The 13,301-nt window shown below is 70.0% G+C and carries 10 protein-coding genes; 2 read left to right on the top strand and 8 right to left on the bottom strand.

Annotated features, from left to right (window positions below; all coding sequences use genetic code 11):
- Window positions 1-14 precede the first annotated feature (14 nt).
- Both BK819_RS05415 and BK819_RS05410 read right to left on the bottom strand, forming a co-directional pair.
- Window positions 15-3,371 carry an LGFP repeat-containing protein gene (locus BK819_RS05415; protein ID WP_083391676.1) on the bottom strand — a complete coding sequence of 1,119 codons (3,357 nt, stop codon included), beginning with the start codon at window positions 3,369-3,371 and terminating at the stop codon, window positions 15-17.
- A 101-nt stretch (window positions 3,372-3,472) separates the two neighbouring features.
- Window positions 3,473-4,546, bottom strand: coding sequence for a glycosyltransferase (locus tag BK819_RS05410; protein ID WP_071328246.1), 1,074 nt, complete (start codon window positions 4,544-4,546; stop codon window positions 3,473-3,475).
- A 122-nt stretch (window positions 4,547-4,668) separates the two neighbouring features.
- Between BK819_RS05410 and BK819_RS05405 the strand changes: the two genes are divergently transcribed.
- Both BK819_RS05405 and BK819_RS05400 read left to right on the top strand, forming a co-directional pair.
- Complete coding sequence (locus tag BK819_RS05405) at window positions 4,669-6,432, top strand: DUF4012 domain-containing protein (protein WP_071328245.1); 1,764 nt, start codon at window positions 4,669-4,671, stop codon at window positions 6,430-6,432.
- A 142-nt stretch (window positions 6,433-6,574) separates the two neighbouring features.
- Window positions 6,575-7,141 (top strand): hypothetical protein, encoded by a 567-nt coding sequence (locus BK819_RS05400; RefSeq protein WP_071328244.1) that lies wholly within the window; start codon window positions 6,575-6,577, stop codon window positions 7,139-7,141.
- Between the two features lie 176 nt (window positions 7,142-7,317).
- Here BK819_RS05400 and BK819_RS05395 read toward each other — a convergent pair whose 3' ends face one another.
- The 6 genes from BK819_RS05395 to BK819_RS05370 all read right to left on the bottom strand — a co-directional run bounded on the left by BK819_RS05395 (window position 7,318) and on the right by BK819_RS05370 (window position 13,239).
- Window positions 7,318-8,772 carry an LCP family protein gene (locus BK819_RS05395; protein ID WP_071328243.1) on the bottom strand — a complete coding sequence of 485 codons (1,455 nt, stop codon included), beginning with the start codon at window positions 8,770-8,772 and terminating at the stop codon, window positions 7,318-7,320.
- A complete protein-coding gene (gene purE / locus BK819_RS05390) occupies window positions 8,769-9,236 on the bottom strand; it encodes a 5-(carboxyamino)imidazole ribonucleotide mutase (RefSeq protein ID WP_060922793.1) in 468 nt (155 codons plus the stop codon). Before purE ends, BK819_RS05395 begins: the two co-directional genes overlap by 4 nt.
- Window positions 9,237-9,361: 125 nt before the next feature.
- The gene (locus BK819_RS05385; RefSeq protein WP_256209395.1) at window positions 9,362-10,522 is read right to left on the bottom strand and encodes a 5-(carboxyamino)imidazole ribonucleotide synthase; all 1,161 of its coding nucleotides are present in this window, start codon (window positions 10,520-10,522) and stop codon (window positions 9,362-9,364) included.
- Between the two features lie 59 nt (window positions 10,523-10,581).
- Window positions 10,582-11,094, bottom strand: a complete 513-nt coding sequence (locus BK819_RS05380) for a PH domain-containing protein (protein ID WP_083391712.1) — start codon at window positions 11,092-11,094, stop codon at window positions 10,582-10,584.
- Between the two features lie 94 nt (window positions 11,095-11,188).
- Entirely contained in the window at window positions 11,189-11,959 is a 771-nt protein-coding gene (locus BK819_RS05375; protein WP_071328240.1) for a biotin--[acetyl-CoA-carboxylase] ligase, read from the bottom strand.
- Entirely contained in the window at window positions 11,956-13,239 is a 1,284-nt protein-coding gene (locus tag BK819_RS05370; protein ID WP_071328239.1) for a CDP-glycerol glycerophosphotransferase family protein, read from the bottom strand. The genes BK819_RS05375 and BK819_RS05370 overlap by 4 nt, the downstream gene beginning before the upstream one ends.
- Window positions 13,240-13,301 lie beyond the last annotated feature (62 nt).

Below are 13,301 nucleotides of genomic sequence, written 5' to 3'. Positions count from 1 at the left end.
GGACCGCCTCCTCCTCACCTGGTGAAAGACAGCGTGCCGTTCGCGAAGGTCTGCGTGCAGGTGGTCGCCGTGCAGGTCTCCGGGCCGGTCGGCCATCCGAGGTCTCCGCGAATCCATCCTCGAGCGCTGTAGAGCTTCATCATCGCCGTGGAGGTCGCGAACGTGCCGCGATCCGAAGAATGGATCCATCCGCCGGTGAAGGCCTGCCCGAAGCCGTTGCCGTTGGGGTCCGAGATGACCTGCAGGTGAGACGAGGCGTAGCCGAGCGAACTCTTCGCACCGCCCATGGATGTATAGAGATTCTGGATCGCCGCGTTCTTGTTCGTAAGGAACACGTCGTCGTTCGTTCCCGTGAGGCGGATGGTGCCACCGACGAAAGCCTGTTGGCAGACGTCCCCCGCGCACGTCTCCGCGCCCGCCGGCCAGCCGAGCGCGCCCCGGAGCCAGCCGGCGCCGCTGTAGGCATCCATCACCGCCGTGGACGACGGGAACGTGCCCGCCGCGGACGAGTGGATCCAGCCACCCGTGAACTTCTGGGCGAAGCCGTTGCCGTTCTTGTCGGTCACAGTCTGGAGCGCAGCCAGTGGATGGCCCATCGGTCCGTCGGCACCGCCGGCGGCCTGATACGCCTTCTGGATCGCCGCGTTCTGATTGGTCAGGATCGCGACCGCAGGCGAGCCCGACTCATAACGGATCGATCCACCCATGAACGGTTGCCCGCACGAACCGTTCACGCACGTCTCCGGACCGATCGGCCAGCCCAGCGGGCCGCGGAGCCAGCCGGCAGCGCTGTACGCCTTCATGACCGTTGCGGAGGATGAGAAGGACCCGTGTGAAGACGAGTGGATCCAGCCACCGGCGAACTTCTGCGAGAGACCGTTCCCGTTCTTGTCGGTCACGGCTGTCTCCGCACCGGTCGGCCATCCGAGGGATCCGCGCAGCCACCCCGCGGCGCTGTACGCCGACATGATCGCCGAGGATGAAGCGAACGATCCGGCCGCCGAGGAATGCACCCATCCACCGGCGAACTGCTGGGCAAGCCCGTTGCCGTTCGGGTCCGTCACGGACTTCTCCTCCGCGATGGGCCACCCGAGCGGTCCGCGCAGCCACCCTGCCGCGCTGTACCCTGCCATGACGGTCGCCGAGGACGAGAAGGTCCCCTTCGCCGACGAGTGGATCCATCCCTTGGCGAACTTCTGCGCGTCGCCGTTGCCCTGGGGGTCCGTGACGTGCTGCACCAGAGCCACAGGAGCCCCGATCCACCCTGTCGCGCCGCCGATGGCGTCGTGCAGACCACGGATCGCCGCGGTCACCTTGGCCCCGTCCGAACCAGCGCTCGGGACCGTCAGGGTACCCTTCGCGAAGGTCTGTGAGCACCCGAGATCGGAGCACCTCTCCGCCCCGGTGGGCCAACCCAGGTTTCCGCGGATCCACCCTGCGGCCGAGTACAGCGACATGATCGCCGTCGAGCTGGCAAAGGTCCCCCGAGCACTCGAGTGAATCCACCCACCTGCGAACTGCTGAGCGAATCCGTTGCCGTTCTTGTCCGTCACCGTCTGGACCGACTTCAGCGGGTACCCCAGCGGGCCGTTCACGCCGCCGGTGGCGTCGTACACCGTCTTGATCGCGGAGTTGGTGACGCTCGCCGCGGGGCCTGCCGCCCCACCCTTCGTGTACTGCAGCGCGCCACGCTGGAACGGCTGCGTGCAGACGTCCCCCGAGCACTTCTCCGGCCCCGTGGGCCAGCCGAATGAGCCACGGACCCAGCCAGCCTTGCTGTACGCCGTCATGATCGTCGTCGACGAGGCGAATGTCCCGGCTGCGGAGGAATGGATCCACCCCCCATCGAAGCGCTGCGCCGTGCCGTTGCCATTCGGATCGACCACGGTCTGCGTGGCCGCCGCGGCGTAACCCAGCGCGCCCGTCGATCCGCCTTGCGCGGTGTAGACGGTGAGGATGTTCGAGTCATCGACGGGTGGAACGACGTAGGCAGGCTTCCCGGTGTCGTACCGGATCACTCCGCCGGCGAAGGTCTGCAGGCATCGTCCCGACGCACAGCTTTCCGCACCCGTCGGCCAGCCGAGGGTGCCGCGCAACCATCCGGCCGCACTGTAAGCCGTCATGACCGTCGACGACGACGCGAACGTCCCCTTGCTCGAGGAATGGATCCATCCCTTGTCGAACTGCTGGGAGATGCCGTTCCCGTTCGGATCCGTGACCGCCTTGGGAGTCACGGCCGGATAGCCGAGCTTGCCACCGAGACCGCCCTGGGCGGCATACGCGGTGTAGACGTCGCCGTACACCGTCAGCGCTCCGAGAGCACGCGTCCAGGTGATGAGCCCCTTCGCATAGTTCCAGGTACACCGGGTCGTCGAAGCCGTGCAGGACGGCTTGGCACCGGCCGCACCCAAGACCCCACCGGCGCCGCCGAGCTTCGTGTAGAGCTGATTGATCGCGAACAGGGGATCCACGGCCTGCGTGGATCCGAACCAATCTGTGAAGTAGTTGTAGAAGTTCCGGTTGCCGTAGGACGAGCAGCTGTTTCCGCTGCCGTAACCCGCCTTGAGCGCCGCCGAGTTCGGCTGGTAGGGGGTGTAGTAGTAGAGCGCCGAGGTCGCCTTGTTCGCGATCCGGACAGGCGCCGAGCCGCACGAGGAGTTCGGATGCCAGAGGATGTTCCACGTCCGTCCCGGCGCGTACCACTGGAACCACTTGCCTTCCATGTAGATCTGCATCTGGCGCGCCGCGCCGTAGATCTGGTGGAAGAACCCGATGTAGTTCGGATCGCACGGCGCCGTGTCCGGGCAGCCCTGCCCGAGTGCGATGCGGTACCGCCAGGCGCTCGGCCAGGTGTGGGTCACGAGCCCCTGCTCCTTCTGGAGCATGACGATGAGAACCTGGGGGTTGATGTCGCAGGCCTGAGCCACGCGGTAGATGATGCGCGCTGCCGACTCGTTCGCCGCGCCCGAGTATCCGCTGCAGTACTGGTCACCGGGACGGGTGACGGTATCCATCCGGAAGTCCTTGAGGCACACGATCGCCTCGTTGTTCTCATCACGCCCACCGAGGCACCGCGAGACCTTGCTGTTGAAGAAGGTCTGAATCTGCGCCTCGGTCATGGTGCCCGAGTTCGTGAAGGTGGCGTCGCTGATGATGTTGCCGGGGGTGAACCCGACGAGGGACGTCTTGGCCAGCCCCGTCTGCGCGGGATCGACGGCGGTGCGCGCGATGGTCGGTGCGACCGAGGTCGCGGCGGAGGCGGCGGTGGCGGGGACCACCGTGCCGATCACCAGAGCGGAGGCAGCGAGGAAACAGGTGAGAAGGCGGGTGACCTTCGTGGTGTTTCGAGAGCGTGGGGCACGTCGAGACATGTGACCAGTGTGACGGAAGTTGCGGGATGATGCCACTGTTGCCACGGAAACGCGATCAGCTCCCGGCGTGTCGCGTGGATGCGAAGCTGGCGTTCAGGTGCTCAGAGGTCTGCGTGCAGACTCCACACCCGCTCCGCGGCGCTCGCCCAGGAGAAGGCCCGCGACCGGTCGGCGGCGAGCACGCGCAGGCGCTCCCTTCCGGCGCCCGCCGCGTCCTCGATCGCCTCCGGCAGTGCCTCTTCGGCGACCACCGCTCCCCCGTCGGCGAGGACGTCGTGATGACACCCGGACTCCACGGCCACCACGGGGACACCCAGCGACATCGCTTCCACGGCGCGCCAGGGCCATCCGGTGACGGCGTCGGTGGAGACGAAGACGCGGGCCCCGGCGACGACGGCGGCGCGGTCCGACACCTCGAGGGACCCTCGGATGTGCGCGCGACGCTCGGGCAGTCCGGCAGCGGCGGCGATCTCGGCGATGCGCGGTTCCGCGCCTTCCGCCGCCCCGATCACCACGGCGTCGAGACCGGCCGCGACCGCCCCGCGGAACCCGGCGGCCAGGGTGTCCTGCGGGCCGGACAGGACGAGGTACTCCGACGGCAGGCCGAGTGTGTCGCGGCGCGACGTGGCGTCCTCCGGGAGGACGAGACCCTGGGGCGGAGCGCCCGCGATGACGCGGATGCGGTCGCCGAGCTTCACGAGGCCGGACAGCCGCTGCGCCATGGAATGCGAGGGGACGACCACGGCGTCCGCGTGCTTCACGGCACGGCGGAGCATCCCGCGTTGCCAGGCGACGGCGCCCCTGGACAGGTGGGACGGCGCCTCCCAGGCCCGCAGATCCCACAGGGTGACGGTCGTCTGGTCGTTGTCGTGCACGCGGTCATGACGCACCAGCGGAGCGAGCAGCGTGGGTGCGTGGATGAGGCCGCCGCCGACTCCCGGGGCGATACCGAGCTGCCAGGACGCGGCGAGCTCACGGCGTCCGACCGCCAGGGTGCGCACCTCTCCGATACCGCGCAGGTCGACGTCCACCCCCGACGGCACGATCGCGTCGACCGTGCAGTTCGGCGGGGCCGTCTGGACGAGCCCGGCGGCGAGATCCCGTGATGCCGCCGCCTGATCGGGGTCGACGACATGGACGAGCTGATCCAGAACAACACGCAGTCGAGCACCCATGCGATCAGGCTAACCGCGGGACGCCGACGACCCCGGGAGCGCATCACCCGTCCACACCGCTACTCAGCGTTCCCACAGCATCGGGAGCGCGGCAGGCAGCGTCGCCGTGCTTGAATGCCAGGGTGAGCGATGGTCGCCTTCCCGTCCGCCGCCGATGGGTCGGGTGGACCGTCGGCCTCGTCCTCGTGTTCCTCGTCCTCGCGCTGGGCTGGGTCACGGTGCGCGGCATCGGCGCGGTCGACAACCTCCAGCAGATCTCGAAAGCGACCAGTCAGCTCAAGCAGTCCATCGCCGAGGGCGATCTCGATGGCGCAGCCCCGGTCGCCGCCCGCATCTCGCGCAACGCGGAGTCGGCCCGATCGCTGACGGGAGACCCGATCTGGCAGGCGTTCGCTGTGCTGCCCTGGATCGGCCCGAACTTCCGCGCGGTGAGCGAGGTCGCCGAGATCGCCGACGACGTCTCCACGGAAGCCCTCGGTCCGCTGCTCGACGTCGCCGACGACGTCGACCTCACGAGCCTCGGCTTCGCAGGCGGGGCGATCGACCTCGCCCCCTTCGCCGCCGCCGAGAAGCCGCTCGCCACTGCGAGCGCGGCATTGACCGTGGCGGAGGAGCGGGCCCGCCGCATCGACGCCGACGCCACCCTTCCGCCGCTCGCTGACGCGGTGCGGGAGATGCGCGGCGCCGTCACCCAGGCCGCCACGGCGGTCGGCGCACTGCACGGCGCCTCCGTCCTGCTGCCGACCATGCTCGGCGGCGAGGGCCCGCGCACGTACGTTCTCGCGATGCAGAACAACGCAGAGCTGCGGTCATCGGGCGGCATCATCGGCTCGATCGCGCTCCTGCGCGCGGAGAACGGCAAGGTCACGCTGCAACGGCAGGCGTCGACGCGCGACTTCCCCCCGCTGGACACGGCGCTGCCCCTCAGCGACAGCACCGTCGCGCTCTTCGAGGACCGCCCCGGCCGCTATCTGCAGAACATCACCAGCATCCCCGACTTCCGTGAAGCGGGGCAGACCATCGCCGCCCGATGGGAGGGACGCTACGGGGGGAAGGTCGACGGGGTGATCGCGGTGGACGCCGTGGTCGCCGCACACCTCATGCGAGCCACCGGGGATCTCTCCTTCGGGCCCTTCACGGCGACTGCGGACACCGTGACCGACCTGCTCCTCTCGGAGATCTACGCGGCGATCCCCGATCCCGCGGCTCAGGACGCGATCTTCGCCCAGGCCGCCGGCGGGCTGTTCTCGGCCGCTCTGTCCCACGCGGAGCCGCAGGCCCTCGTCCGTGCTCTCGCCGACGCCGCCGGCGAAGGCCGCATCCGGATCTGGAGCGCGCACGAGTCGGAGGAGTCGCTCCTCGCCGCCAGCGCGCTCGGCGGCGCCATGCCGCAGGACGATGAGGACGCCGCGGTGGTCGGCGTCCTGATCAACGACGGGACCGGCGGGAAGATGGACTACTACACCCGCGCCTCGATCGCGACGGCGGTGGGGACCTGCGCGGGGGTGCCGACGACCCAGGTGCGCGTCACCTGGTCGAACACGGCCCCCGCCGACGCCGCCACTTCTCTGCCTCCGTACGTCACCGGGGACGGCATCTACGGCGTGCCGGCCGGCAGCGTGCGCACCCTGATCGCCGTCTACGGTCCGGACGGTGCCCTGCCGTCGCATATCGACCGGGACGGCACGGAGGAGGGCGTGCAGACGACGACCATCGGCGGTCGCTCCGTCGTGCAGCACGAGGTGCTCCTCGCCCCCGGCGCCTCCACCACGATCACGGTGGAGTTCCAGGGCGACGGCGCCGGAGCGCGCCTCACCGAGGTGCAGCACACCCCGTTGATCGTCGCCCCGAAGCTGACCCGCGACACCCTGCAGTGCGGCTCGTGACAATCGCCGACGGATGAGGTACTGTCGTCTCACTGGGGAATAACCGGGGTCCGTGAACCTGCCGTGGGGGCAGAGGACTTCGCGCAGTCGGACGCAGGGGTGTGTCCGGAGGCGATTCCGCGTGACATTCTGGGGAGAAATCATGCTGAAGAAACTGGCTGCCATCAGCCTTACCGCTGGCGCGCTCATCTTGGCCGCGCCGACCGTCGCCTCTGCGGCGCCGAGCGACTCCTACCCCTCGCCTCCGGGCGCGAAGGTGGGCGACGCGATCATCGACACCTGTGAGGTCTCGACCGTCGCTTTCGGCGCCGGGTACTTCGAGCCGGCGGAGACCGTCGGCGTGTCCGTCTCGGGGCAGAACGCCGGTGCCGCCGCCATCTCGGGCAACACCGCCGCATCCGACGGCAGCCTGACGGTCACGTTCCGCCCGCCTTCCGACGGTCAGGGCTCCTACGCGCTCGACTTCGCCGGTTCCCGGGCCTACACCGCCACGGTGACGGTGTCGCACGGGAACGCCGCTGCCTCCAGCTGCGACCACGATCCCGGCACCGCCGCGCCCGCCGGGACCGAGCTGCCGCTCACCGGCGGCACGGAACTCGCGCTCACCGGTGGATCGGTGTCGCCGTGGATCATCGGCGGCGGAGCAGTCGCTCTGGTCGCCGGTGGCGCCCTCGTCGCCGTCGGAGCCGCGCGCCGCAAGCGCGCCTGAATCGCGCGCCGCATGCGCGCCTGAGCCAGGTCGCCGCCTTGCGCGGTGGCCGGCTGGACGACGGTGATCCCTCCCCCTCCGATCACCGTCGTCTGGCGAATCCGGTCATGCACCGGACGGCCCACGGGCGATGTTCCCGGGAACATCGCCCGTGGGCTGCGTCGTCCCCTGCGGACTCAGGGAGCGGGGACGGGGGTCTCCGTCGGCGGGTGCAGCTTCTGCTGCAGCAGCTCGTGGATGAAGCCGTAGTTCGGGTCGAACTCGTCGACGCCGTTCTCGGGTGTCAGTTCGACGGTCTGGACCGGCTGCTCCTTGGCCTTCAGCATGAGGTCGAAGAACTCCGGCAGCTTGCCCTGCGGAAGATCGGTGCTGATGAGCGCCGTGCCCGCAGCCGCCACCTCGTTGAAGCGGGTGAGGACGGTCTGCGGAGTGAACTGGGCCAGGATCGCCTCCTGCAGCTCACGCTGCCGCTTCATGCGGTCCCAGTCGCTGGTCGTGTAGCGCGAGCGGGCGTACCACTGGGCCGTGTCGCCGTCCATGTGCTGCTGCCCGGGCTCGATCCAGCCGATCGCCCATTCGTTCACGTCCGTGCCGGACCAGCCTTCCGGCGGGCCGCCCTTGGGCAGGCGCTCCGTGACGGTGATGTCGACGCCGCCGAGAGCATCCACGAGGTCGGCGAAGCCGTGCATGTCGACGAAGACGTAGTACGGGATCTCGATACCGAGCACGCCCTCCGCGGCATCCTTGGTCGCCTCGATGCCCGGCGCCGAACCCGTGGCCTCCGCATCCGGATAGAGCCCGGTCCCCTTGTCCTCCCGGCAGACCTCCGCGGCGTTGCGGACATGGTTCATCCACCCGTTCCAGCCGCAGGTGGACGACCCGTGGCCCTGGAAGCCGTCGGGATAGAGCTCTTGCATCGGGCTGCCGTCGCTGAACGGCGCGTGCGGGAGCTCACGCGGGATCCCGGTGATGGTCACTGCTCCGGTCTCGGCGTTGACCGAGACGACGGAGATGCTGTCGAAACGCATCGAGTCGCGGCCGTCCCCGCTGTCTGCGCCGAGCAGCAGGATGTTGTAGTAGCCGTCGCTGGGCGGGAGGCTCGGGCCGCTCTGCCCGAAGATCGCCCCGACGCTGCCGCGCACGGAGCCCACCGCGGTGGCCGCGTAGCCCAAGACGCCTCCGACGAGCCCCAGCAGGACGAGCGCGACGACCGGCACGAGGAACCGCGACGGCGCGGGCACCTTGACCAGTCGGACGAGGCGGAGCGTGTCGAAGGTGAGGACGATCCAGAGGACCACGACTCCCACGAGCAGCACCTGCACGAGCGTGAGAAGCGCCGCCGATACGAAGCCGCCGCCGATCGTGAGCCAGAGGAAGACGGGGCGGGCGAACAGCACGAGCCCGACGGTGACGAGGGCCAGGAACCACGTCGTCAGGGTGACGCCGAGTCCGAATCTCCCCAGGCGTCGATTGCCCGCCAGGACCTGCGCGGACCCCGGCAGCAGGACGTTGAGACCGACGAGCCACCAGGCGCGTTTCGACATGAGCCCGGCGTCGGCCGTATCCGGGTGTCGCAGCGGCCGCGTCTCGATGAGCGGACGTCGCGTCGCGCGCGGGGGCGCAAGGGTCACAGCGAGCCCTTCAGCCGATCGTTCTTCTCCTCGACCTGGGCCTCGAGGTCGGCGGCATAAGCCTCGACACGGTCGGCCAGCTCGTCGTCCGCGGCACCGAGGATCCGGGCCGCGAGCAGACCCGCGTTGCGCGCACCGCCGATCGAGACCGTCGCGACCGGGATGCCCGCGGGCATCTGCACGATCGACAGCAGCGAGTCCATACCGTCCAGGTACGCGAGCGGCACGGGGACCCCGACGACGGGAAGTGCCGTCATCGACGCGAGCATGCCCGGAAGGTGGGCGGCACCGCCGGCGCCGGCGATGATGACACGCAGGCCGCGAGCTCGGGCTTCCCGCGCATAGGACATCAGCTTGTCCGGCGTGCGGTGGGCCGAGACGACCTCGACCTCGTGCGGGATCCCGAAGTCGGTGAGCGCCTGGGACGCGTCGCTCATGACGCGCCAATCGGAGTCGGATCCCATGACGACGCCGACCAGAGGGACGGCGGAGGAGTGCAGTGGCTCGGTCACCAGATCAGGCTACGGTCTCGCGCTGGGAGAACACCCGAGCGGCACACGTCTTTTCCCGTGCGCCGCCGCGGGAATCCTCAGACGAAGGCGGCCGCGGCCGCCCTGGCGACGTACACCGCGTCGTCGAGGTCGTCCCCTGCGACGTTGACGTGACCCACCTTCCGACCGGGACGCGGTGCCTTGCCGTACGTGTGGATCTTGGCGTCCGGGTGCGCGGCCATCGCCGCCTCGAAACGGTCCCCCAGCGTGCCCTCCACGGGACCTCCGAGGATGTTCACCATGACCGCCCAGGCCGCACGAGGCCGAGTGTCGCCCAGAGGCAGATCAGCCACGGCACGCAGGTGCTGCTCGAACTGTCCGGTGACGGCGCCGTCCTGGCTCCAGTGCCCGCTGTTGTGCGGACGCATCGCGAGCTCGTTCACGAGGATGCGCTCGTCGTCCGTCTCGAAGAGCTCGACCGCGAGCATCCCGGTCACGCCGAGGCCCTCCGCGATGCGACGACCGATGTCCTCGGCGACCTCGGCGAGACGCTCGGTCGCCGCGGGCGCCGGGGCGATCACCTCGGCGCAGACGCCATCGCGTTGCACGGTCTCGACGACCGGATACGAGATCATCTCGCCTCCGGGTCGGCGCGCGACCTGCTGGGCGAGCTCGCGGACGAAGGGGACGAGCTCCTCGGCGAGCAGGGCGTCAGAGCCCTCGAGCGCATCGAGCCAGTCCTGCGCCTCGACACCGGAGCGCACGACCCGCACGCCCTTGCCGTCGTATCCGCCCCGCGGCGTCTTGACCACCGCGGCACCATCGTGCTCGTCGAGGAAGCGCTGCAGCTCATCGGCGGAACGGACCGGGGCCCACTCCGGCTGCGGCACGCCGAGCTCTGCCAAGCGGGCGCGCATGACGAGCTTGTCCTGCGCGAACTGGAGGGCATCCGGTCCGGGATGCACCGCGATCCCCTCGGCGACGAGGGCACGCAGCACCTCCTGCGGCACATGCTCGTGATCGAAGGTGAGGACGTCGACGTCGGCGGCGAAGGCGCGCACGGTGTCGAGGTCCCGGTAGTCGCCGACCGCTGTGGCGGCCAGGCCCGCGGCCATGCCCTCCTCCTCGGCGAGCACCCGCAGTTCGAGACCGAGCTCGACCGCCGGAGCGATCATCATCCGTGCCAGCTGTCCTCCGCCGATCACGCCCACACGCAGCGCCATGTGCCGCCTCCATTCGTTATGCCCATTCTTCCGCACGCTCGCTGGTCCGGGGAACGGCGAAGCGAACGGGCCGGGAGGCGGTCGCGAGTTCGCGCTCAGGCGAATTCGTCGCCGCTCGCCTGGGCGTCGCGATGGGCGAGGATCTGTCCGACCTCGATCTGATCCGCGAGCGTCTCGTGCACGAGGGTGACGTTCGGGACGTTCACGAGACGGAGAGGTGCGTCCACGCCGTTCGAGAGCGTGATGGTGCCGCAGCCCCACATCCGCTGCAGCGGACCCCGGCGGACACCGATCGTGTAGCCGCGGGCGTGCGACATCTCGCGGCGGTTGCGCGCGCCCAAGCCCTGGGCCGCGATGACACGACGGGTCGTGATCGTCGTCGTCCGCGAGTACCAGACGATGAAGGGGATCACGACGGCGACGAGCACGACGACCCCGGCGGCGGCGAGCAGCATCCAGTCCTCGAAGCCGGCCGGAAGGTTGCCGTAGAAGTAGGCGGTGGCCCCGAAGGTGGCGACGAGCACGAGCGCCGACCAGAAGAGCCGGCGAGCGTGGCCGCGGAAGCGCGCGATGAGCAACTCCTCGGCGGGAGTGCCGGGCGGCGGCATCAGCGGGCGTCCGCCGAGCGTCACGGGCTGGGTCACACCCCCATTGTGCCCGCGATCGCCGACAACACCGTCCGCGAGACGGCGTGTCCCCGCGTCACGCAGGCCGGACGTGCACGACGTCACCCGCGGAGACCGCGTGCACGGTCCCCTCCGCCGCGACGAGGAGACGCCCCTCGTCGTCGATGCCGACGGCCACGCCCTCGAGCAGGGACCCGCCGGGGAGCGAGACGCGCACGGCTTGTCCGACCGTCGCGCACCGCGCGGTCACCGCCGCATGCAGACCGCTCGCGGTCGCGTCGTCCGCCGCGGCGAGCGCGCGGAGGTGGCCGTCGAGCGCCGACACGTAGGAACGGAGCAGCTCGTCCTCGTCGACGACGGTCCCCTGCACCGCGAAGGAGGTGGCCGTGGGAACCGGAAGCTGCGTCGCGGTCATGGCGGTGTTGACGCCCGCCCCGACGATCACGGCCGTCGGCGTGGCCTCGGCGAGGATGCCGCAGATCTTCCGGCCGTCGACGAGGACGTCGTTCGGCCACTTGAGGACGACGGCGGCATCAGGAAGCTGTGCGGCGACGGCCTCGGTCATGGCCGCCCCGGCGGCGAGCGGGATCCAGCCTCGCGCCGCCGGCTCGGCAGGCAGATCGCGGAGGAGGACGCTCACCGCGAGCGCCGAACCCGCCGGGGCCACCCACCGGCGATCCAGCCGCCCCCGTCCGGCCGTCTGGTGCCGGGTCAGGAGGACCGAGAGGTGCGGCCAGGCGTCGGCGTCGTCCGCGTTTCTCCGCAGGTCGGCGTTCGTCGATCCGGTCGCGTCGACGACCTCGAGACGCGGTACGAGCGCAGCGGAACGTGAGAAGTCGCCGCTCATGCGTCCTCGTCGTCCGCCTCGTCGTCGTCATCGTCCGCATCACCGCGGACGGCACCGATCTCCCGGTCGCGCCACCGCTCCCACTCCCCCATGAGCCGGTCGACGGCGGCGTGGAACTTCTGCGTCGCCACGCCGGGGGTCGTGTCGCCGAAGTAGTGGCGCACCCACATCTGCAGGCGCGCGACGGCCGCTTCGTCCTCCCGCACGCGCTCGACCTCGGCGACGATGTCGTCCGCCGCCTCCGCGGACAGCCATTCGCAGTCGGAGAGGTAGCCGGTGGTGTCGACGGCGGCCTCTTCGTCGACAGGGCGCGTGATCATGAGCGGCTTTCCCGCCGCGAGGCGGTCGTACACCATGGCCGAGATGTCCACGACGGCGACGTCGGCGGCGGCGAGCTGCCAGCCGAGCTCGGGGCCGTCGTCGTACACGTGCTGCGCGGTCGAGTCGGCCGCGTTCGCGGCGGCGATGGCCGCGACGATGCGCCGATGCGCCGCCCCGTAGGCCTCGTCGATGACACCGCTGCGCGGGTGCGGGCGGTAGATGACCCGGTGCTCGCCCGTCGCGAGCAGTCGCGCCACCAGGCGCTCGCCGTGCGAGGCGATGGAGCCGTAATGCGCGCTGGGACGATCGCCTTCCCACGTCGGGGCGTAGAGGACGACGAGACGGTCGTCCGGCGTGTACGGGAGCGAGCCGGAGTAGTGGTCCGCCTGGGGGCGTCCGATCTCGATCGTCCGGCTCTCCACGTCGTAGTCCCACAGCGTCCGCGACAGCCGATCCCTGGCCGCCTGACCGGCGACGAAGGCGTAGTCGTAGGCCTTGTACTGATTCGTGGTCATGTACATCTTGTCGGACTCGCCGTGATTGATGAACACATGCCAGCGACGGCCGTACCGGAACATCTGGAAGTTGCGGGTGTTCTGATTCACGTAGAGGACCAGCCGGATGTCCTGTGTGGCCAGGAACCGCTCGAGATCGCGCACCTTCGGCACGAACGCGACGGGCGGGCCGTCCTCCTCCAGCAGCTTCTCCGCGCCGGTCGCCTGGCGCGCGAGCACCACCACGGGCCACCGCTCGGCGAGCGCGGCGAGCGGGCGGTACCACTGCCGCATCTGATACATGTTGACCGCGCCGTCTGCGAAGTACACGGCGACCCGGAAGTGATCTGCCGGGTACGGCGCCTGATCCGCCAGCCGACGGCGGACACGCTGCACCGCGGAGCGCGAAGCGAGCGCCCGCCGCAGGAGACGGTAGGCCTTCTTCGCGTCAGACAGTGCACCCATCCCTCCAGGATAGTTCGTCCGCTCGCGGCCCCCGCTGAGCCGCGACCACCGCGCTCTGCCTG

Origin of the sequence: Microbacterium sp. LCT-H2, assembly GCF_001866135.1 — a bacterium.
GTDB lineage: Bacteria > Actinomycetota > Actinomycetes > Actinomycetales > Microbacteriaceae > Microbacterium.
Note: the sequence above shows the minus strand (reverse complement) of the source record. Positions and strands in the feature narration are given on the sequence as shown.